The sequence below is a fragment of the Neoroseomonas oryzicola genome (genome assembly GCF_012163135.1).
Classification (GTDB): Bacteria; Pseudomonadota; Alphaproteobacteria; order Acetobacterales; family Acetobacteraceae; genus Neoroseomonas; species Neoroseomonas oryzicola.
On record NZ_JAAVUP010000001.1, the window covers coordinates 1,190,025 to 1,206,958 of the forward strand.

The following is a 16,934-nucleotide window of genomic DNA, read 5'->3' on the forward strand; positions in this document are numbered from 1 at the left end:
CGCGCCCGAACGGGAGTACAGGCACGGCATGACACGCGCCGAAGACCCGCACGCCCAGCGGCCCGAAGGGCCGAGGCCGCGAAGGCGGCCCGCGGCACGTGCCGCGAAGGCAGGGCCGATGGATGCCGGCCGCCCGCCGTCTGAGGGCCACGAAAGATGAAACGCTTCTGGGACAACGCCGTCGCCGTGACACGGCCCGAGGGCGGCCACGCCGTCCTGCTCGACGGACGTCCGCTGCGGCTGCCCGGCGGCAAGCCGCTCGCCACCGCCTCCGGCCCGCTGGCCGAGGCCATCGCCGCCGAATGGCAGGCGGCGGGCGAAGCCAAGGGCGGCGAGATGACGATGGAGCATGTGCCGCTCACGCGCCTGCTCGGCACCGCGCAGGACCGCGTCGCGCCGGATCCCGCGGCGATGGTCGCGGGCCTCGCGAAGTATGGCGAGACCGACCTGCTCTGCTACCGCGCCGACGATCCGGCGCTCGCCGAGTTGCAGTCGCGCGAGTGGCAGCCGCTGCTCGACTGGGCCGCGGCGGTACACGGCGCGCCGCTGACCGTCACCGCCGGGCTGATGCCCGTCACGCAGCCGGAAGCGAGCCTCGCCGCGCTGCGCGACGCGGTCGCGGCGCATCGCGCGGAGGAACTCGCGGCCCTCGGCGTCGCCGTGCCCTCGCTCGGCAGCCTGGTGCTCGGGCTCGCGCTCTCGGCTGGCCGGATCGCGGCCGCGGAGGCGCATCGCCTCGCGGTCATCGACGAGGTGTTCCAGGAACGCCGCTGGGGCGAGGATCCCGAACGCCTCGAACGCCGCGCCCGGGCCGCGCAGGAGCTGGCGCTGGCCGAGCGCTTCCTCGCGCTGGTGCGGGCATGAGCGCGCGCATCGTCATCATCACCGGCCGCGTCCAGGGCGTCGGCTATCGCGACTGGATGGTGATCGAGGCCGAGCGCCTCGGCGTGCATGGCTGGGTGCGCAACCGCCGCGACGGCGCGGTGGAGGCGCTGGTCGCCGGCGAGGAAGCGGCGGTGCAGGCGCTGCTGCTGCTCTGCCGCCGCGGCCCGGTCATGGCGCGCGTCGAGGACATCGCCGAGGATTTCGCCGAGGCGCCCGCCGAGCCCGGCTTCCGCCGCCTGCCGACCGGATAGGACATGCACGACCTCACGACCGAAGCCTTGCTCGACGCCGTCCGCGGATGGGTCGAGATCGAGAGCCCGACCAACGACGCCGCCGGCGTGAACCGCGTCGCGGACCATGCCGAAGGCCTGCTGCGCGGCATCGGCGCGGCGATCGAGCGAACCCCGGGCCGCGACGGCTATGGCGACATCCTGATCGGCCGCGTGGCGGGCGCGGAACCAGGTCCGGGCCTGCTGCTGCTCGGCCACATCGATACCGTGCACCAGCGCGGGACCTTCGCGTATCGCCGCGAGGGCGACCGCGCCTATGGCCCGGGCATCTACGACATGAAGGGCGGCAATGCGATGGCGGTCGCGGCGCTGCAGCACCTGCACGCGACCGACCGTCGCCCGCGCCTGCCGGTCAGCGTCATGATGATCCCGGACGAGGAGGTGGGCAGCCCCTCCTCCCGCGCCGCCATCGAGGCGGAGGCCCTGCGTCATCGCGCCGCGCTGGTGGTCGAGCCCTCCGGCGAAGGCGGCAAGTTCACCGTCGCGCGGCACGGCATCGCGCGCTGGCACCTGCGCACCCTGGGCCGTCCCGCCCATGCCGGCGCCTATCATGCCGAGGGGCGTTCCGCGGTGCGCGAGATGGCGCACCACATCCTGGCACTCGAGGCGCTCACCGACCATCCGCGCAACTTCTTCGTCAACATCGGTATCGTGCAGGGCGGCACGCACGAGAACATGGTCCCCGCCGAATGCCGCGCCATCTGCTACGCGCTAGTGCCGACGGCGGTCGAGGAGCGCGAGCTGCGCGAGGCCGTGCACGCCCTGCCCCAGCATGACCCCGACGTCTTCACCGAGGTGACGGCCGGCCTCGGTCGCCCGCCCTTCGGCAAGACGCCGGCGATCCAGGCGCTCTACGACCACGCCGCGGCGCTGGCACGGGAGGCGGGACTTCCCTCGGCCGGGGAACGCATCGCGGGCGGCGGGTCGGACGGCAACTTCACCGGCGCGCTCGGCGTGCCGACGCTCGACGGCCTCGGCGTCATCGGCGGCGGTCCGCATACGCGGGAGGAATTCGTCGAGCTGCGCTGCCTCGTGCCCCGCACCCGGCTGCTGGCGCGGCTGTTCGAGACGCTGGGGCCCGGCACCGCGGGGCTCTGAGAGAACACACGGCTCCGTGACATCGTCACGGGGCCGGTCCATCCTCCGCAGGCCGGGTCTGCGAGAGGAATCATCCATTGCGTTGGAGATCATCGGCAGCGGCTTCGGACGCACCGGTACGGCATCGCTGAAACTGGCCCTCGAACGGCTCGGCTTCGGGCCCTGCCACCACATGCACGAGGTCTTCGCGAACCCGCCCCAGGTGCCGCACTGGCAGGCCGTCGCGGCCGGCAAGGCGGTCGACTGGGACACGGTCTTCGCCGGCTACCGGTCCCAGGTGGACTGGCCCGGCGCCCATGTCTGGCGTGAGCTCGCCGCGCATTTCCCCGACGCCAAGGTGATCCACTCGGTGCGGCCCGAGGAGTCGTGGTGGCGCAGCTTCTCCTCGACGATCGGGCGGCTCGCGGTGAAGCGGGACGCCCTGCCGCCCCTGCCCCCGCATGTCCATGACATGCTCCAGGCCGGGATCTCGATGGTGCAGGAACAGACCTTCGGCTGCCCCGCCGATGACCGTGAGGGCGTGCTCGCCGCCTATCGCAGGCGGGAAGCCGAGGTCCGCGCCGCCATCCCGCCCGGCCGCCTGCTGGTCTTCGACGTCGCGGAGGGCTGGGAGCCGCTCTGCCGCTTCCTCGGCGTGCCGGTGCCCGAGGAGCCCTTCCCGAAGGTCAATTCCAGCGAGGAGTTCTGGGAACCCCTCGGCGGTACGCCGATCTAGAGGCCAAGCCGCGCCCAGGCGGCGCGTTCCTCGACCGCATGGGCCACGGCCTCGGCGCCTTCCCGGGCGCCGGGGATCAGCCGCCAGGGGAAGCCGCGCTTGCGCTGGCCCAGCCGGATGATCTTCACCTTCTCCCCGAAGCGGCGCTTCGCCTCGCTCTCGGCATCGCCCAGCGCGTCGGCGAGGCCGAGCCCCACCGCATCGCGCCCGGTCCAGAAGCGGCCGGTGAAGAGCGTCTCCTCCGGCGACTTGAGCTTCGCGCCGCGCCGTTCCCGCACCCAGGACTTGAATTCCTCGTGCAACTTGGCGAGCAGGTCTTCGAGCCGCGCGACATCCTCCGCCCGTTCCGGCCGGAAGGGATCGAGGAAGGACTTCTCCTCCCCCGCCGTGCGCAACCGGCGCTCGACGCCGAGCCGCGCCATCGCCTCCCCGAAGCCAAATCCGGCGCTGATCACGCCGATGGACCCGAGGATCGAAGCCGGGTCGGCGACGATCTCGTCCGCCGCACAGGCGATCCAGTAGCCGCCCGAGGCCGCCGCATCCTCCACCACCGCGATGGCCGGGACCTTCTTCTCCTCGGCCAGGCGCCGGATCTGCCGCGCGATCAGCGAGGACTGCACCGGCGATCCGCCCGGCGAATTGATCACCAGCATCACGGCCGCGACACGCTTGAGGGAGAAGGCGCGCTCGAGCAGCGCCTGCACCCCGGCGGCATTGAGCCCGCCGGAGAGCGGATCGGGCCGCGCGGCGATCAGCCCGGCCAGGCGAACCAGCGCCACGCGCGGCGCGCGGTCGAGGAAGGGAATACGCATGCCCCATAGATGCCGACGCCGCGCCCCGCATCAAGCCGCCTTGCCGGTTCGCCGCCCCCGCGCTGCAATGCGCCCATGACCGAGAACCGCGTGATCATTGCCGGCGCCGGCCCTGCCGGCCTCGTTGCCGCCGCCCTGCTGGCGGATGAGGGCATTCCCGTCCTGATCGTCGAGCAGGCACGCGACCTGCCCGACGACCTCCGCGCCTCGACCTTCCATCCGCCGACGCTCGACATGCTCGACCGCTTCGGCGTGACGGGGGCGATGATCGAACAGGGGCTGATCTGCCCGACCTGGCAGTTCCGCGACCGGCACACCGGGGTGATCGCCACCTTCGACCTGGGTCACCTGAAGGACGACACGCGGCATCCCTACCGGCTGCAATGCGAGCAGTGGCGGCTGACGCGCATGCTGCGCGACCGGCTCGCGACCAATCCCGACGTGACCTTCGTCTATGACGCCAAGGCAGTGGAGGTGGCGCAGGACGCGGATGGCGTGACGCTGACGGTCGAGCGCCCCGACGGGTCGCGCGAACCGCTGCGCGGGCGCTACCTGGTCGGCGCGGACGGCGCCTCCTCGGCGGTGCGCAAGTCGCTCGGCATAGGCTTCGAGGGGATGACGATCCCCGAGATCTTCCTCACCCTTTCGACCACCTTCCCCTTCCACGAGGCGATCGGGGACCTCACCAACATCGCCTACATCTCCGACCCCGAGGAGTGGTTCGTGCTGCTGCGCACGGCCTCCCTGTGGCGGGTGCTCTTTCCGACCGATCCGGGGGAGAGCGAGGAACGGATGCTCGACCCCGCGCGCATCGAGCAACGGTTGCAGGCGGTGGTGCCGAATCCCAAGGGCTATGAGCTGCGCCACCGCACCGCCTACCGCGTGCACGAACGCGTGGCCGACACCTATGCGAAGGGCCGCTGCTTCATCGCCGGCGATGCGGCGCACATCAACAATCCGCTCGGCGGCATGGGGATGAACGGGGGCGTGCACGACGCCTTCAACCTGGCAGGCAAGCTGATCGAGGTCTGGCGCGGCGCCGACCTCGCGCTGATGGAGCGCTATTCGCGCCAACGGCGGAAGGTGGCGCTCGAGACGGTGCAGGCGACGGCGCTGCGCAACCGCCAGATCCTGAACCAGCGCGACCCGGAGGTGCGGCGCGCCTATCACGACGACCTTCGCGCCACCGCCGCCGACCCGGCGAAGCACCGCGCCTTCCTGCTGCGCAGCTCGATGATCCAGTCGCTGCGCGACCTGGGAGCGGTCGCGTGACCATGACGCCAAATCCCGGCGGCCCGAGGCCACGCCTCGGGCCGCGAGCGCAACGCGCGACCGCGCCCAAACCACCCGCCGCGCCCGGTGCGCCAGCCCACGGCGCGAAGCCAAGCCGCGCGGATGCGCGGCGCCCGGCGCTTGAGGGCAGAACACACTTCGGCCCGAGGCCACGCCTCGGGCCGGGAGCGCAACGCGCGACCGCGCCCAGACCATCCGCCGCGCCCGGCACGCCCGCCCACGGCGCGAAGCCAAGGCGGCCGGATGGCCGCCGCCCGGCGTCTGAGGGACAAGAAAAATGAGCGGACACCCCGAAGCCGACATCTACCACCGGCAGGGCATGGGCAACCGCTCGGGCCTGGGCGCAGCGCCCGCCCTCGTCATCGTCGATTTCGTGGTGGGTTTCTCCGACCCCGCGCATTTCGGCGGCGGCAACATCGGGCCCGCGATCGAACAGACGGTGCAACTGCTCGCCTTCGCGCGCCGGCAGGGCTGGCCGGTCGCGCATACGCGCGTGGTCTATGCCGAGGACGGGTCGGATGCCGGCGTCTTCACGCTGAAGGCCCCGTCGCTGCGCAAGCTGACGGAGACCAGCCCGCTGTCGCAGATCGTGCCGGAGCTCGCGCCGCTGCCGGGCGAACTGGTCGTGCGCAAGCAGGGCGCCTCGGGCTTCTTCGACACCAACCTGGCGGGATGGCTGGCGTTCCGGCGCGTCGACACGGTGGCGGTGGCGGGCTGCACCACATCGGGCTGCGTGCGCGCGACGGTGGTCGACGCCATGCAGCACAATTTCCGCACCGTCTGCGTGGTGGATTGCGTCGGCGACCGCGCCATCGCGCCGCATGAGGCGAACCTCTTCGACATGGGCCAGAAATACGCGGACCTGATGACGCGCGCGGACCTCGAAGCCGCCTGGACGGCGCCGCGATGAGCCTGATCGAGATCCGCGATGCCGAGGCCACGCCCGACATCGCCACGGTCTACGCGGCGCTGCGCGCGACGATGGGCGTGCCGCAGATCAACCTGATCTGGCGCCATGCGGCAGCACTGCCGGGCGTGCTGGACTGGCTCTGGGCGCAGGCACGGCCGGCGTTGAACAGTGGCGCCGCCGCGGGCGCGCGCGACCGCATCGCGGCGGCCGTGCGGGTGCCGGCCCTGGCGCACAGCACAGCGCCGGAAGGCGTCGCCGCCCTGGTCGAGACCTACAATCGCGGCAACCTGACGAACCTCGCGGTGCTGACGGCGGTACGGATGCGCGCCGAGGGCGTGGCGCAAGGCACGCCGCGTGCCTCCGCCCCGGTCGGCCCCGCGCTACCGGCGCCACCGCCCCTGCCGCGCCTCGACACGCTGCCGCCGGCCGAGGCCGCTACGGTGCGCGCGCTCGCCGCCGCGCATGGCCTGTCGGACCCGGCGGTGGTGCCGAGCCTCTACCTGCACCTCGCCCATTGGCCCGAGGTGTTGGCGCGGCTCGCGGGCCTGCTCGCGCCGATCTTCACGGGCGCGGCGTTGCGCGATGCGCGGGACGCCGCCGTCGCGGCCGCCGCGGTCGAAGCGCCAGGGCTGATCGCCACGTTGGGCCCGGCGCCCGCCGCACCCGCGGCCCTGCCCGGCTTCCTCGCGACCCTCGGCCTTTTCACGCGGGAGGTGATTCCCGCGATGGTCCCCGTCGGCCTCGCGTTGCGCGGCGCCTTCGCCTGACCCGCGCCTACTGCAGCCGTGCGCCGGAGGCGCGGATGATCGCGCCCATCTTCTCGCTCTGCTCGGCCATGAAGCGGGCGAAGTCCGCGCGCCGCATGATGGTCGGCACCGAGCCGCCGGCGATGATGCGCTGGCGCAGCTCCTCCTCAGCGAGTGAAGCCGCCAACGTCTCGTCCAGCCTTGCGAGGATCGGTTCCGGCACGCCCGCCGGCGTCGCGAGGCCGAACCAGCCCGTCGTCGTCACATCGACGCCCTGCTCGCGCATCGTCGGCAGGTCTGGGAAGGCCGGCACGCGGTCGGGGCCGGATACCGCGATGGGCCGCATCCGACCTGCCTGGGCCATGGAAGCGACCGCCGAGATCGACTGGAACAGCACGTCGAGCCGCGCCTCGATCAGGTCCGTGTTCATCTGACCTGCCTGGTTGTAGGGCGCGTGGATGATCTCGATGCCCGTGATCTGGCCGAACTGCGCCGCCGCCAGGTGCTGGGACGACCCGATCCCGACCGAGCCGAAATTGAGCGGCCGGCCAAGCCCTTTCGCCCAGGCCACGAATTCCTGCAGCGTCTTCGGTGGGATGGACGGCGGCACGACGACGATGTTCGGCACCAGCGCGATCATGCCGACTGCGGCGAAGTCCTTCTCCGGGTCGAAGGGCATGTTCGGATAAAGCCACTTGTTCGCCGCGTGGGAGGCGATGGAGGCGAGACCCAGCGTGTATCCGTCCGGCGCGCTGCGCGCGACCGCGGTCATGCCGATATTGGTCCCCGCCCCCGGGCGATTCTCGACCACCACAGGCTGGCCGAGCTTCGCCGAAAGCCGGTCCCCCGCCAGGCGCGACATCACGTCGCCCGCGCCGCCCGCGGGCCCCGGATTGATCCAGCGGATCGGGCGGTCGGGCCAGGCGCCCTGGCCACGCGCGGCGAAGGGCAGCGCGAGGCCCGGCGCGGCAAGCATCAGGGCACGGCGTCGGATGGCGGCCATCGGTGTCGGTCTCCGGCGTGAAGTAACCGCCATGATGCTTGCATGCCGCGTGCCGGCAAGGGCTGGCGCGTTCGTGCGCCTGTGGCAGGCTGCACGCCCTGACGAAAGCGGGAGAAGGCGATGGGCCGCGACATCCTTGGCTGGCGCAAGCTGTTCGGCGTGATGGGGCCGTCCACCAACACGGTGGTGCAGCCCGATTTCGACATGATGCGCCCGGCCGGCGTGACCAACCATTATTCGCGAATCTACACCCCCAATGCCGATGCCGTGTCCAACGAGACCTTCCGCGCCGGCGCGGAACTGATCGGCGCGAACACGCTCGATGCGGTGCGTTCGGTGATGACCTGCAACCCGGACTACCTGGTCATGGGCATGTCGGCGGTGACCTTCTTCGACGGATCGAAGGGCGCGGACCGCTTCATCAGCCAGGTGAAGGACGTCTCGGGCCTCGACATCTCGGTCGGCAGCCATTCCTGCACCGCGGCGCTGAACGCCCATGGCGGGGTGAAGCGGCTCGCCGTGCTCTCGCCCTACTGGCCGGCGATGAACATCGAGGTCGCGCGCTACTTCGGCGACATGGGCTTCACCGTGGTGCGGGACATCGCCCTGCAATGCCGCTCCTGGACCGGCATCGCCCAGGTCACGCCGCGGCAATGCGTCGACGCCATCAAGCAGATCGACGGCGACGACGTCGATGCGATCATCCAGGTCGGCACCAACCTCTCGATGGTGAAGCTCGCCGCGATGGCGGAACTCTGGCTCGGCAAGCCGGTCATCGCGATCAACACCGCGACCTACTGGCACGCGCTGCGCGCCAACGGGATCATGGACAAGGTGGAAGGCTGCGGGCGCCTGCTCGAGGAATTCTGATGCCCATCCGCCCCGCCACCGAAGCCGACCTGCCCGCGATCACCGCGATCTACAACGAGGTGATCGCGACCTCGACCGCGATCTACATGGACGACCCGGTGACGCTCGAGGACCGCCGCGCCTGGTTCGCAGCGCGCCAGGCCGCGCGGTATCCGGTGCTGGTCGCCGATGACGGCGGCGGCGTGCTGGGCCTTGCCACCTTCGGCGATTTCCGCGCCTTCCCCGGCTATCGCCACACGGTCGAGCATTCCGTGCATGTCCGTGCCGACATGCGCGGCAAGGGGCTCGGCCCCGCGCTGGTCGGCGCGCTGTTCGAACCCGCGCTCGCCCTCAGCAAGCATGTGATGATCGCCGGCATCGATGCCTCGAACGAGGGCTCGATCCGCATGCATGAACGCCTCGGCTTCGTGCGCGGCGCGGTGCTGCACGAGGTGGGGCGGAAATTCGGCCGCTGGCTGGACCTGCTCTTCATGGAAAAGATCCTCGACGCGCCGGGGGCGCCGCGATGACTGACGGCGAGATCCGCGACCTGCTGCTGCGCACGCGGCGCATCGCCGTCGCCGGCGCCTCGGACCGGCCGGGGCGGCCGAGCCATGGGGTGTTCCGCTTTCTGCTCGACCGCGGCTACGACGCGGTGCCGGTGAACCCCGCGCTGGACGGCCGGCCGGTGCATGGCGTGCCTTCCGTCGCCAGCCTCGCCGAGGCCGGGCCGCTCGACATGGTCGACATCTTCCGTCGCAGTGCCGAGGCCGGGGCGGTGGTGGACGAGGCGATCCGCCTCGGCGCGACATCCGTCTGGCTGCAACTGGGCGTCATCGACGAGGCGGCGGCCGACCGCGCGCGGGCCGCGGGCCTCATCGTGGTGATGGATCGCTGCCCGGCGATCGAATGGGGCCGGCTCGGCCTGCCGCCGCGGATTGCTACAGGCGGGTAACAGCGCAGCGCGCCCGCTTGAAACCGGCCTCCCGCCGGGCCACTTCGCCGCGCGGCGGGAGAGTTGGTCCGATGGAGGGCCGCCCCTGACCCTGCCCGGGAGAGGATTCTGAGGATGACGGAAGAAGAACGGCGGATCATCTCCGCTTTCGTTGAACGGATCAGCGGCGCGGCGCCCGTGCCGCAGCCATCGGCCAGCCCGTGGGGCGGCACCGCCGCGCCGCAGCGCCCGGCCCTGCCGCCCGTGGACCCCGAGGCGGACCGGCTGATCGCGGACCTCTTCGCCCGCTATCCGGAGGCGCGCTACCGCATCACCCAGACGGCCTTCGTGCAGGAAGCCGCGCTGATCGAGGCGAACAACCGCATCCAGCAGCTGGAATGGGAAGTCGAGAACGCCCGTCGCCAGGGCCAGGCCGCGGCGGCGCAGGCGGGCGGCGGCGGGGTGTTCGGCGGCCTGTTCGGCGGCCGGTCCAATGCGCAGATGCCCCCGCCGATGCCGCCCCGCCCGCAGCCGCAGTATCCGCAGGGCTACAACCCGCAGGCGCTGCAGCCGCAGGGCCGCGGGGGCATGGGCTTCCTCGGCACCGCCGCGGCCGCTGCCGCGGGCGTGGCCGGCGGCATGCTGATCGGCAACATGCTGTCCAGCGCCTTCGGCGGCCATGGCGGCGCCGCCCAGGCGGCGAGCCCCTTCGGCACCGGTGGCGCCGATGCGGCCCCCGTCTCCTCCCCCTGGACGGACCCCGCCGGCACCGCGGGCTTCGACGGCGGTGCGAAGGCGCCCGCCGACACCGGCTGGGGCCAGCAGGATGCCGCGCCCGTCGAGCAGGATGCCTGGGGCGCCCAGGACGATGGCGGCGACTGGGGCAGCGACGAGGAAATCTGAGTATCGGTTTCCAAAGGCCCTTCGGCCTTTGGCGGGCGGGGTTCGGGGAGGGCGGCGCCCTCCCCGTTCTCATTTGCCCCTCTCATTGACTCGCGCCGCGGCATGATGGTTCCTCATCCCACCATGCGCGTTCCCGACCTCGACCTCGACCTGCTGCGCGGCTTCGTCACGGTGGCCGAGCGCGGCGGATTCACCGCCGCCGGCGTGGCGCTCGGCCTGACGCAATCGGCGATCAGCCTGAAGGTGAAGCGGCTCGAGGACATCCTCGGCAAGCGCGTGCTGGACCGTGGCGGCCGCGGCGTGGCCCTGACGCGGGAGGGCGAGACCCTTCTCGCCTATGCGCGGCGCATGCTGGCCCTGAACGACGAGGCCGTGCGCCGCATGGTCGCCCCCCCGGTCGCGGGCCGCCTGCGCCTGGGCGTCGCGGATCATTTCATCCCGCGCAACCTGGCCCCCGTGTTGGCCCGCTTCACCCAGACCTACCCCGAGGTTCGGCTGGAGGTGGAGGTGGGCCGCAGCCACGAGCTGCGCGCGGCCATGGCCGATGGTGCGCTCGACCTGGTGCTGGGCAAGCGCCGCGACGGCGAGACCGAGGGCCGCCCGGTCTTCACCGAGACCATCGTCTGGGTCGCATCCCCCGGCTGGGTGCCGCCCGAGGGCCGCCCGCTGCCGATCGCGATGCTGCCGCAGGGCTGCATGTTCCGCGACCGCGCCCTGACCGCCCTTGCGCGCGCGGGGATTGCCTTCGAGGTGCTCTACACCTCCGCCTCGCTGCTCGGCGTCGCGGCGGCAGCGCAGGCGGGCTTCGCGGCGACGGTTCTCGGTCGGACCGGCCTGCCGGTGGGGCTCGCGGAACTCCACGGCCTGCCGGAGTGCGGCACGGCCGAGATGTGCCTGTTCGGCGATGCCGAGGGCCGCTCGGCGCTGGTCGATCCGCTGATCGGCTTCATCCGCGACAGCCTCGAGGCGCCGCCGGGCTGAGGCGTCACGCCTGCCAGGGATCGGGCATGGCCTCGGGCGGCGTGTCGGCGAGGAGGAACTCGCTAAGGAAACGCGGCAGCGCGCCGGCGGCGAGCAGCGGCGCGAGCAGCCCATGCCCGCCCTGCACCGCGATGCCGACGCTGCGCGCGCCCGGCAGACCCAGCGCCAGCAGCCGCGCCCGCAGCCCGTCCTGCGGATGGAAGGCGCCGTAGGCCGACAGCAGCGCCGTGCCACGCGGCTCCACCCCGGCGATCGCGGCATCGAGCGCGCCGCGGTCCGCCCCCTCGGCGAAGCGCAGGCGCAGCGCCGCCGGGTGTGCGCCGTCGACGCTGACCGCCCGCCGCGCCCCGGCCAGCAGCCCGAAGCACAGCGCCGCCGCGCCGCCCGCGCTGGTGCCGATGCAGCGCATCCCGTCCGCATAGGCAGCGAGCGGCACATCCTCCGCCAGCCGCACGGCCAGCGCGCGGAGGTCCGCCGCATAGCCCGGCACGCCGGTCAGGAAGGCCGCGCGCGCCGGGTCGCGCAGCATGACGACGTCGCATCGCTCCGCGGGCAGGGCCTGCAGGAAGACCGCCGTCGGGATGTTCATCCGCTGCGCGATGCCGGCGAAGGCGACGACGAGCGTTCGCGCCACGCCCGGCGTCGACGGACCTTCGAAAAGGGTCACCGCATCGGCCAGCGCACGACGACGGAACGGCGCAGCCGAGGGGCCGATCCGGCGCAACGAGCCGTGGAGGCGCTCGAGCCAGCCGCGCGCCGGGTCGGCGAGCATCTCCGGCGCCTGCGCCGCGATCTCGGCCGGCGCGAGCAGCGTCTCCGCCTCGATCTGCACGCGGTAGAAATCGGCCTCGGTACGGCAGGCCGCGAAGGCCGCGGCGAGGTCCATCAGCGCCCCGCCAGATGGGCCGCGAGCGCGGCGACGGACGGATGGTCGAGCAGCGCCGCCTCGGCGATCTCGATCCCGGCCTCGAGCTGCATCCAGATGCAGAACTCCATGCGTGCGAGGGAGTCGAAGCCGAGCTCCTCGAAGGTGCAGTCGGCGGCGGGATCCTCGAGCCGCGCGCGCGTGGCGTCGTCGGGGAACAACGTGACGGGATTGGCGAGCACGGCCCGCACCACCAACGCACGCATCGCGGCGACGTCACGGCTCATCGCGCCATCTCCGCCAATTGCTGTCGCAGCACCTTGCCCATCGCGTTGCGCGGGATCGCGTCGACCGCCACCACCTTGCGCGGCGCGCGGAGCCCCAGCCGCGCGCGGCAATGCGCGAGCAGCCCCGCGGCATCGAATCCGGCATCGCCCACCACCGCGAGCACGGGGATGTCGCCCAGTGCCGGCGCGCGCACCGGGAAGGCGGCACAGTCGCGCAGGCCGGGAAATCCCTCGGCCACCGCCTCGATCTCGGCGGGCAGGATCTTGATGGTGCCGAGCGTCATCATGTCGTCCCGCCGCCCCGCCACCAGCAGCGCGCCCCAGGGGGCGAAGCGGCCGACATCGCCCGGCTGGTACCAGCCGTCGATGCAATGCCGCGCCGTCGCCGCCGGATCGTCGAGGTAGCGATCGATCGCGCCGGCCGAGCGGATGCGCACAAGCCCCTCCTCACCTTGCGGAACGGGCCGGCCATCCTCGTCCACCAGGATCACCTCAACCCCGGGCAGCACGTGGCCGACCGTGTCGGGATGGGCGGCGTGTTCCTCAGGACCGGCGATGGTGACCATGCCGGCCTCGGTCGCGCCGTACTGCACATGCACGCCGCAGCCGAGGCGCTGCTGCAGTCCGAGCCGCAGCGCCTGCGGGATGCGCGCGCCGGTGGTGAAGATGCGCGTCGCATCGGGCCAGGTCGCGCCGATCCGCGCGCCGGCGGCGAACAGCGCCTCGGCCACCTGGGGCGGCATGTGCACGCGCGTCACGCCGTGCCGGGCGCAGAGCTCCGCCAGCCCTTCCGGCGTCAGGTCGGCGCCGAGCACCTCCGTCCCGCCGGTCACCAGGCTGCGCAGGGTCAGGCGCTTGCCGTAGTTGCTGTCGAAGGGCACCTGGCGATGGAAGACCGTGCCATAGCCCGCGAGCGTCGCCGCCTGGTGCACCAGCTGCCCCTGGTCCGCGAGCATCAGCTTGGGCCGGCCGGTGGTGCCCGAGGTGCCGACGACGACGTCGCCAGCCAGGGATGGCGGTGCGGCCGGTCCCTCGCCCTCCCGCGCCGCGGCCTCGAGGTCCGGGACGACGATCGCCGCGCCGCCCACGGCGTCCAATGGCGACGTGCCCACCACGGCGACGAGCGACAGCCGCGTCGCCAGGTCCTCGCGCACCGGGGCGGGATCGCGCGGCGGCAGCGCGACCTGGCGGCAGCCGAGGCGCAGCAGCGCGAGGCTCACCGGGATCGCCGCGCGCTCCTCGGCCAGCGTGACGCCCACGGCATCGCCCGGCCGCAGCCCGGCGCACGCGAATTGCGCCGCGAGGCCGCGTGCCTCGGCGACGAGCCGCCCATAGCCAACCGCCCCGTCCTCGTGGATCAGCGCCGGCCGGTCGGGCGCCTGCGCCGCGACCTGCTCGATGACCCCGACGATGGGCGGCGCCGTCCGATCGTCCATCGGGTTCCCGGTTCCGTTGTCGTTCCGGCCGGACCCTGCGGGATTCAACCCGTGCGTTCAAGTCGCGGGGTGCGCCGCATCACTCGCATCCGCCCCCTTTCCCGGTGCAGATTTGCCCCGCCGGGCACAAGGCGAAGGAGGGAAGCGCGATGGCGGCGACCACCCTGACCGTGCATGTCGTGAACAAGGCGGGCGATCTCAGCGGGCGGTTCGACGCGAACCACCTCAGGACCTGCTGCAGCACGTTGCAGAAATACTTCGAGGACGCGATCAAGCCCGTCGCGGCCTACAACGCGGTGTCGGTCCGCAGCGATTCGAAGCAGGGCGACGTGAAGGGCGGCGACCTGGTCTGCTACCTGCTCACCTCGGGCGCGGACAGCATCGTCGCGACGCGCACCACGACCGACATCACCCTCGGCGTCTCGGGCTCCACCATGCTCGGCGTCGCCGACAAGGCCGTGGTGTCCGAGGTCTACCTGCGCCAGATCGTGCAGGGCGGCGACCCGCGCGGCAACGCGACGACGAACCGCGAGACGCTGGTGGCGAACTGCGTGCTGCACGAACTCGCGCACAACCTGTGCGACGCGACGACGCCGATCGTGAAGGACATCCACAAGGTGCAGAAGGGCGTGATCTGCCGCGAGACGGATTCCTCGCCGCTCTCGGGCACGGATGCGCCCAACTCCGTCGACAACGAGGTGATCGCAGGCGGCCTCACCCGCCGCGCGGGCGGGGTGAAGCAATATGCGGGCGGGATGCCGGCCTGACCGGCACCCCGATTTCGCTCAGCGCTGGTTCCAGGGCGTGCGCTGCCACAGCGTGCGGTAGCCTTCCTGCAGCCCGCGCAGGCGGGTGAACCAGGCGCTGCCTTCCTCGTAGCGCGGCTCGGTGTAGCGGCTGCGCATGATGCGGACGAAGTCCGGGTCCTGCACCACCTCGCCCATCGCCTCGCGCAGCTTCGCCAGCACCGCGGGCGGCGTCGCGGCCGGCGCGACCAGGCCGCGCTCGGAGGCCATCTCGATGTCGAAGCCCAGTTCCTTGAGTGTCGGCACGTCGGGACGGAACGGGCTGCGCGCCGCGCCGGCCATCGCCAGCGTGCGCAGCTTGTCCCGGTTGGCCGAGACGGGGCCGAGGTTCAGCCCCATCGAATCCACCTGCCGCCCGAGCACCGCAGCCAGCAACTGCGGATCGCCCTGGAAGACGACATGGGTGAAGCGCGTATCGGTCGCCGCCTGCAGCAGCACCAGCTGCAGGTGGTCGTCGGTTCCGACGCCCGGCGAGGCATAGGTCAGCGCCTCGGGCCGCGCCTTGGCCGCGGCGATGAAGTCCGCGAGCGTGCGGTAAGGGCTGTCCTCATGCACCGTGATCGCGGTGGGGTCCGTGACGATGTTCGCGATGCCGGCGAAGTCGTCGAGCTTGAACTGCGCCTGGCGCTCGATCGGGATGGTGAGCAGCCCCGGCATGTTCGTCGTCGCGAGCACATGGCCGTCCGGCCGCGCCCGCGCGACCGAGGCGAGCGCCACCTCGCCCCCCGCCCCGGGTCGGTTCACCACCACCACCGATCCGCCGATGCGCTTTTCGAGCAACGGCGCGACGGCGCGGGCATCGAGATCGGTCGCACCGCCGGCCACGAAGCCGACGACGATCTCGACCGGGCGTTCCGGCCAGCGGTTGGTCTGCGCCAGCGCCGGCGCGAAGCCCGGCGCGGCCAGCGAGGCGCCCGCCGCGGCGAGCAGCGTCCTTCTACGTGTCGTCATGTCGTCCTCCCCTCGTTGCTCTCGATCCAGGCCATGAGGCGGCGGAGGCCTTCCTCCATCTGCACCTCGGGCTTCCAGCCGATGGCGTTGAAGGCCTCCTCATGCGCGATGCGGAAGGCCCCGCCGGAGGTCAGGCGCACCTTGCCCGGCGTGTCGCCGACGAATTCGGGCTCGATGTCCTTGCCCGCGAGCCTGGTGACCATGCGGACCAGTTCGAGCGTGGTGACCGGCTTGGGGCCGGAGGTGTTGACCGCGACGTCGGTCGCATCGGCCTCGAAGGCCATGCGGTTGGCGCGCGCGAGGTCGCCGACATAGACGAAGTGCTTGGTCTCGGACCCGTCGCCGTAGACTTGCGGGCGTTCGCCCTTCTTCACCTTGTCCCAGGTCTCGATGATGTAGAGCGCATTCGCCGCGCGGTAGTGCTGGCGCTCGCCATAGACCGTGGAGTAGCGCAGCACGACGTAGTCGAGCCCGAAGCGGCGCTTGTAGTCGCGGCAGAGCTGCTCGCCGATGATCTTGGTCGCGCCATACAGGATGGCCGCCGGCGGGGCGCCGACCGAATGGAAGGGCGTGGTCTCGACCAGGTCGCCCTTCACGCCGGGCCCGTAGCCATAGACGGCGTTCGACGACGCGAAGACGACCTTCTTCACGCCATTGGCGCGCGCCGCCTCGAGCGCGTTCTGCACGCCGCGGATGTTGACGTCGAGCCCGCCCCAGGGATCGCGGTCCATGTTCAGCGTCATGTAGGCCGCGAGCAGCAGCGCACCCTGGCAGCCTTCCATGGCGCGCAGCAGGTCCGGCAGGCGCATCACGTCGCCGCGCACCAGCTTCAGGCGCGGATTGTCGCGGATATGCGCGATCGCGCCTTCCGACCCCATGGAGAAATTGTCGAACAGCACGACTTCCGACGCGCCGGCGTCGAGCAGCCCGGCCGCGGTCGCGGAGCCGACCAGGCTCGCCCCGCCCACGATGATGAACTTGTTGCCGGCAACAGGCACAGCCGCAGACATGCGCTTACATTCCCTCTTGGACATGTTTCCGCGCGGATGATTGCGCGGGTGGACGGTGAGCGATAGGGGGCGGCGCCATCGCCAATTTCGGACGCGAAAAATCCTCGCTGGCTGATAAGCGGCGGGCATAGGGTGCGCCGCCGGACTCGCTTTCGTGGCT

The 16,934-nt window shown here is 72.1% G+C and carries 20 protein-coding genes; 13 read left to right on the forward strand and 7 right to left on the reverse strand.

Annotation, left to right across the window (positions count from 1 at the left end; translation table 11 throughout):
* The first annotated feature begins 156 nt into the window (after positions 1-156).
* The 4 genes from GWK15_RS05835 (at position 157) to GWK15_RS05850 (ending at position 2,988) form a co-directional block, all read left to right on the forward strand.
* Positions 157-864, forward strand: coding sequence for an ATP12 family chaperone protein (locus GWK15_RS05835; protein ID WP_168039959.1), 708 nt, complete (start codon positions 157-159; stop codon positions 862-864).
* Positions 861-1,136, forward strand: a complete 276-nt coding sequence (locus GWK15_RS05840) for an acylphosphatase (protein ID WP_168039961.1) — start codon at positions 861-863, stop codon at positions 1,134-1,136. The genes GWK15_RS05835 and GWK15_RS05840 overlap by 4 nt, the downstream gene beginning before the upstream one ends.
* 3 nt (positions 1,137-1,139) lie before the next feature.
* Positions 1,140-2,273 (forward strand): M20 family metallopeptidase, encoded by a 1,134-nt coding sequence (locus GWK15_RS05845; protein ID WP_168039963.1) that lies wholly within the window; start codon positions 1,140-1,142, stop codon positions 2,271-2,273.
* Positions 2,274-2,355: 82 nt separating this feature from the next.
* Entirely contained in the window at positions 2,356-2,988 is a 633-nt protein-coding gene (locus tag GWK15_RS05850) for a sulfotransferase family protein (protein ID WP_209442000.1), read from the forward strand.
* Here the strand turns inward: GWK15_RS05850 and GWK15_RS05855 are convergent.
* Positions 2,985-3,800 carry a S49 family peptidase gene (locus GWK15_RS05855; protein WP_168039965.1) on the reverse strand — a complete coding sequence of 272 codons (816 nt, stop codon included), beginning with the start codon at positions 3,798-3,800 and terminating at the stop codon, positions 2,985-2,987. The two genes, GWK15_RS05850 and GWK15_RS05855, sit on opposite strands and share 4 nt — an antisense overlap.
* 75 nt (positions 3,801-3,875) lie before the next feature.
* Between GWK15_RS05855 and GWK15_RS05860 the strand changes: the two genes are divergently transcribed.
* From GWK15_RS05860 to GWK15_RS05870, 3 genes are all read left to right on the forward strand, one after another.
* Positions 3,876-5,072 carry an FAD-dependent oxidoreductase gene (locus GWK15_RS05860; protein WP_168039967.1) on the forward strand — a complete coding sequence of 399 codons (1,197 nt, stop codon included), beginning with the start codon at positions 3,876-3,878 and terminating at the stop codon, positions 5,070-5,072.
* A 298-nt stretch (positions 5,073-5,370) separates the two neighbouring features.
* Positions 5,371-6,003 (forward strand): isochorismatase family protein, encoded by a 633-nt coding sequence (locus tag GWK15_RS05865; RefSeq protein ID WP_168039969.1) that lies wholly within the window; start codon positions 5,371-5,373, stop codon positions 6,001-6,003.
* Positions 6,000-6,770 (forward strand): hypothetical protein, encoded by a 771-nt coding sequence (locus GWK15_RS05870; protein WP_168039971.1) that lies wholly within the window; start codon positions 6,000-6,002, stop codon positions 6,768-6,770. The genes GWK15_RS05865 and GWK15_RS05870 overlap by 4 nt, the downstream gene beginning before the upstream one ends.
* A 7-nt stretch (positions 6,771-6,777) precedes the next feature.
* Here the strand turns inward: GWK15_RS05870 and GWK15_RS05875 are convergent, their stop codons facing one another.
* On the reverse strand, positions 6,778-7,752 hold the full coding sequence (locus GWK15_RS05875; RefSeq protein WP_168039973.1) for a Bug family tripartite tricarboxylate transporter substrate binding protein: 975 nt from the start codon (positions 7,750-7,752) through the stop codon (positions 6,778-6,780).
* A 120-nt stretch (positions 7,753-7,872) separates the two neighbouring features.
* Between GWK15_RS05875 and GWK15_RS05880 the strand changes: the two genes are divergently transcribed.
* The 5 genes from GWK15_RS05880 (at position 7,873) to GWK15_RS05900 (ending at position 11,419) form a co-directional block, all read left to right on the forward strand.
* Complete coding sequence (locus GWK15_RS05880) at positions 7,873-8,622, forward strand: maleate cis-trans isomerase family protein (RefSeq protein WP_168039975.1); 750 nt, start codon at positions 7,873-7,875, stop codon at positions 8,620-8,622.
* Positions 8,622-9,131 (forward strand): GNAT family N-acetyltransferase, encoded by a 510-nt coding sequence (locus tag GWK15_RS05885; protein WP_168039977.1) that lies wholly within the window; start codon positions 8,622-8,624, stop codon positions 9,129-9,131. Before GWK15_RS05880 ends, GWK15_RS05885 begins: the two co-directional genes overlap by 1 nt.
* Positions 9,128-9,556, forward strand: a complete 429-nt coding sequence (locus GWK15_RS05890; RefSeq protein WP_168039979.1) for a CoA-binding protein — start codon at positions 9,128-9,130, stop codon at positions 9,554-9,556. The genes GWK15_RS05885 and GWK15_RS05890 overlap by 4 nt, the downstream gene beginning before the upstream one ends.
* Positions 9,557-9,670: 114 nt before the next feature.
* Positions 9,671-10,438 carry a DUF2076 domain-containing protein gene (locus tag GWK15_RS05895; protein ID WP_168039981.1) on the forward strand — a complete coding sequence of 256 codons (768 nt, stop codon included), beginning with the start codon at positions 9,671-9,673 and terminating at the stop codon, positions 10,436-10,438.
* Between the two features lie 123 nt (positions 10,439-10,561).
* Positions 10,562-11,419: a LysR family transcriptional regulator gene (locus tag GWK15_RS05900; RefSeq protein WP_168039983.1), complete on the forward strand. Its 858-nt coding sequence runs from the start codon at positions 10,562-10,564 to the stop codon at positions 11,417-11,419.
* A gap of 4 nt (positions 11,420-11,423) precedes the next feature.
* On the opposite strand, the gene GWK15_RS05905 is transcribed toward GWK15_RS05900, so the two are convergent.
* The 3 genes from GWK15_RS05905 to GWK15_RS05915 are packed head-to-tail and all read right to left on the reverse strand — an operon-like array spanning position 11,424 to position 14,007.
* Positions 11,424-12,305: a hypothetical protein gene (locus GWK15_RS05905; RefSeq protein WP_168039985.1), complete on the reverse strand. Its 882-nt coding sequence runs from the start codon at positions 12,303-12,305 to the stop codon at positions 11,424-11,426.
* Positions 12,305-12,571, reverse strand: coding sequence for an acyl carrier protein (locus GWK15_RS05910; protein ID WP_168039987.1), 267 nt, complete (start codon positions 12,569-12,571; stop codon positions 12,305-12,307). Before GWK15_RS05910 ends, GWK15_RS05905 begins: the two co-directional genes overlap by 1 nt.
* Positions 12,568-14,007 carry a class I adenylate-forming enzyme family protein gene (locus tag GWK15_RS05915; RefSeq protein ID WP_168039989.1) on the reverse strand — a complete coding sequence of 480 codons (1,440 nt, stop codon included), beginning with the start codon at positions 14,005-14,007 and terminating at the stop codon, positions 12,568-12,570. Before GWK15_RS05915 ends, GWK15_RS05910 begins: the two co-directional genes overlap by 4 nt.
* A gap of 149 nt (positions 14,008-14,156) precedes the next feature.
* Here GWK15_RS05915 and GWK15_RS05920 point away from each other — a divergent pair, with 149 nt between their 5' ends.
* The gene (locus GWK15_RS05920; protein WP_168039991.1) at positions 14,157-14,774 is read left to right on the forward strand and encodes a hypothetical protein; all 618 of its coding nucleotides are present in this window, start codon (positions 14,157-14,159) and stop codon (positions 14,772-14,774) included.
* A gap of 18 nt (positions 14,775-14,792) precedes the next feature.
* Here GWK15_RS05920 and GWK15_RS05925 read toward each other — a convergent pair whose 3' ends face one another.
* The gene (locus GWK15_RS05925) at positions 14,793-15,764 is read right to left on the reverse strand and encodes a tripartite tricarboxylate transporter substrate binding protein (protein ID WP_168039993.1); all 972 of its coding nucleotides are present in this window, start codon (positions 15,762-15,764) and stop codon (positions 14,793-14,795) included.
* Positions 15,761-16,774 carry an NAD-dependent epimerase/dehydratase family protein gene (locus tag GWK15_RS05930; RefSeq protein ID WP_209442001.1) on the reverse strand — a complete coding sequence of 338 codons (1,014 nt, stop codon included), beginning with the start codon at positions 16,772-16,774 and terminating at the stop codon, positions 15,761-15,763. Before GWK15_RS05930 ends, GWK15_RS05925 begins: the two co-directional genes overlap by 4 nt.
* Positions 16,775-16,934: the final 160 nt, after the last annotated feature.

Coding starts and splice junctions, on each gene's coding strand:
- GWK15_RS05835 (WP_168039959.1), top strand. CDS start 157: ATGAAACGCTTCTGGGACAACGCCGTCGCCGTGACACGGCCCGAGGGC.
- GWK15_RS05920 (WP_168039991.1), top strand. CDS start 14,157: ATGGCGGCGACCACCCTGACCGTGCATGTCGTGAACAAGGCGGGCGAT.
- GWK15_RS05875 (WP_168039973.1), bottom strand. CDS start 7,752: ATGGCCGCCATCCGACGCCGTGCCCTGATGCTTGCCGCGCCGGGCCTC.
- GWK15_RS05925 (WP_168039993.1), bottom strand. CDS start 15,764: ATGACGACACGTAGAAGGACGCTGCTCGCCGCGGCGGGCGCCTCGCTG.
- GWK15_RS05900 (WP_168039983.1), top strand. CDS start 10,562: ATGCGCGTTCCCGACCTCGACCTCGACCTGCTGCGCGGCTTCGTCACG.
- GWK15_RS05930 (WP_209442001.1), bottom strand. CDS start 16,774: ATGTCTGCGGCTGTGCCTGTTGCCGGCAACAAGTTCATCATCGTGGGC.
- GWK15_RS05865 (WP_168039969.1), top strand. CDS start 5,371: ATGAGCGGACACCCCGAAGCCGACATCTACCACCGGCAGGGCATGGGC.
- GWK15_RS05915 (WP_168039989.1), bottom strand. CDS start 14,007: ATGGACGATCGGACGGCGCCGCCCATCGTCGGGGTCATCGAGCAGGTC.
- GWK15_RS05845 (WP_168039963.1), top strand. CDS start 1,140: ATGCACGACCTCACGACCGAAGCCTTGCTCGACGCCGTCCGCGGATGG.
- GWK15_RS05855 (WP_168039965.1), bottom strand. CDS start 3,800: ATGCGTATTCCCTTCCTCGACCGCGCGCCGCGCGTGGCGCTGGTTCGC.
- GWK15_RS05870 (WP_168039971.1), top strand. CDS start 6,000: ATGAGCCTGATCGAGATCCGCGATGCCGAGGCCACGCCCGACATCGCC.
- GWK15_RS05905 (WP_168039985.1), bottom strand. CDS start 12,305: ATGGACCTCGCCGCGGCCTTCGCGGCCTGCCGTACCGAGGCCGATTTC.
- GWK15_RS05880 (WP_168039975.1), top strand. CDS start 7,873: ATGGGCCGCGACATCCTTGGCTGGCGCAAGCTGTTCGGCGTGATGGGG.
- GWK15_RS05890 (WP_168039979.1), top strand. CDS start 9,128: ATGACTGACGGCGAGATCCGCGACCTGCTGCTGCGCACGCGGCGCATC.
- GWK15_RS05885 (WP_168039977.1), top strand. CDS start 8,622: ATGCCCATCCGCCCCGCCACCGAAGCCGACCTGCCCGCGATCACCGCG.
- GWK15_RS05840 (WP_168039961.1), top strand. CDS start 861: ATGAGCGCGCGCATCGTCATCATCACCGGCCGCGTCCAGGGCGTCGGC.
- GWK15_RS05895 (WP_168039981.1), top strand. CDS start 9,671: ATGACGGAAGAAGAACGGCGGATCATCTCCGCTTTCGTTGAACGGATC.
- GWK15_RS05910 (WP_168039987.1), bottom strand. CDS start 12,571: ATGAGCCGTGACGTCGCCGCGATGCGTGCGTTGGTGGTGCGGGCCGTG.
- GWK15_RS05860 (WP_168039967.1), top strand. CDS start 3,876: ATGACCGAGAACCGCGTGATCATTGCCGGCGCCGGCCCTGCCGGCCTC.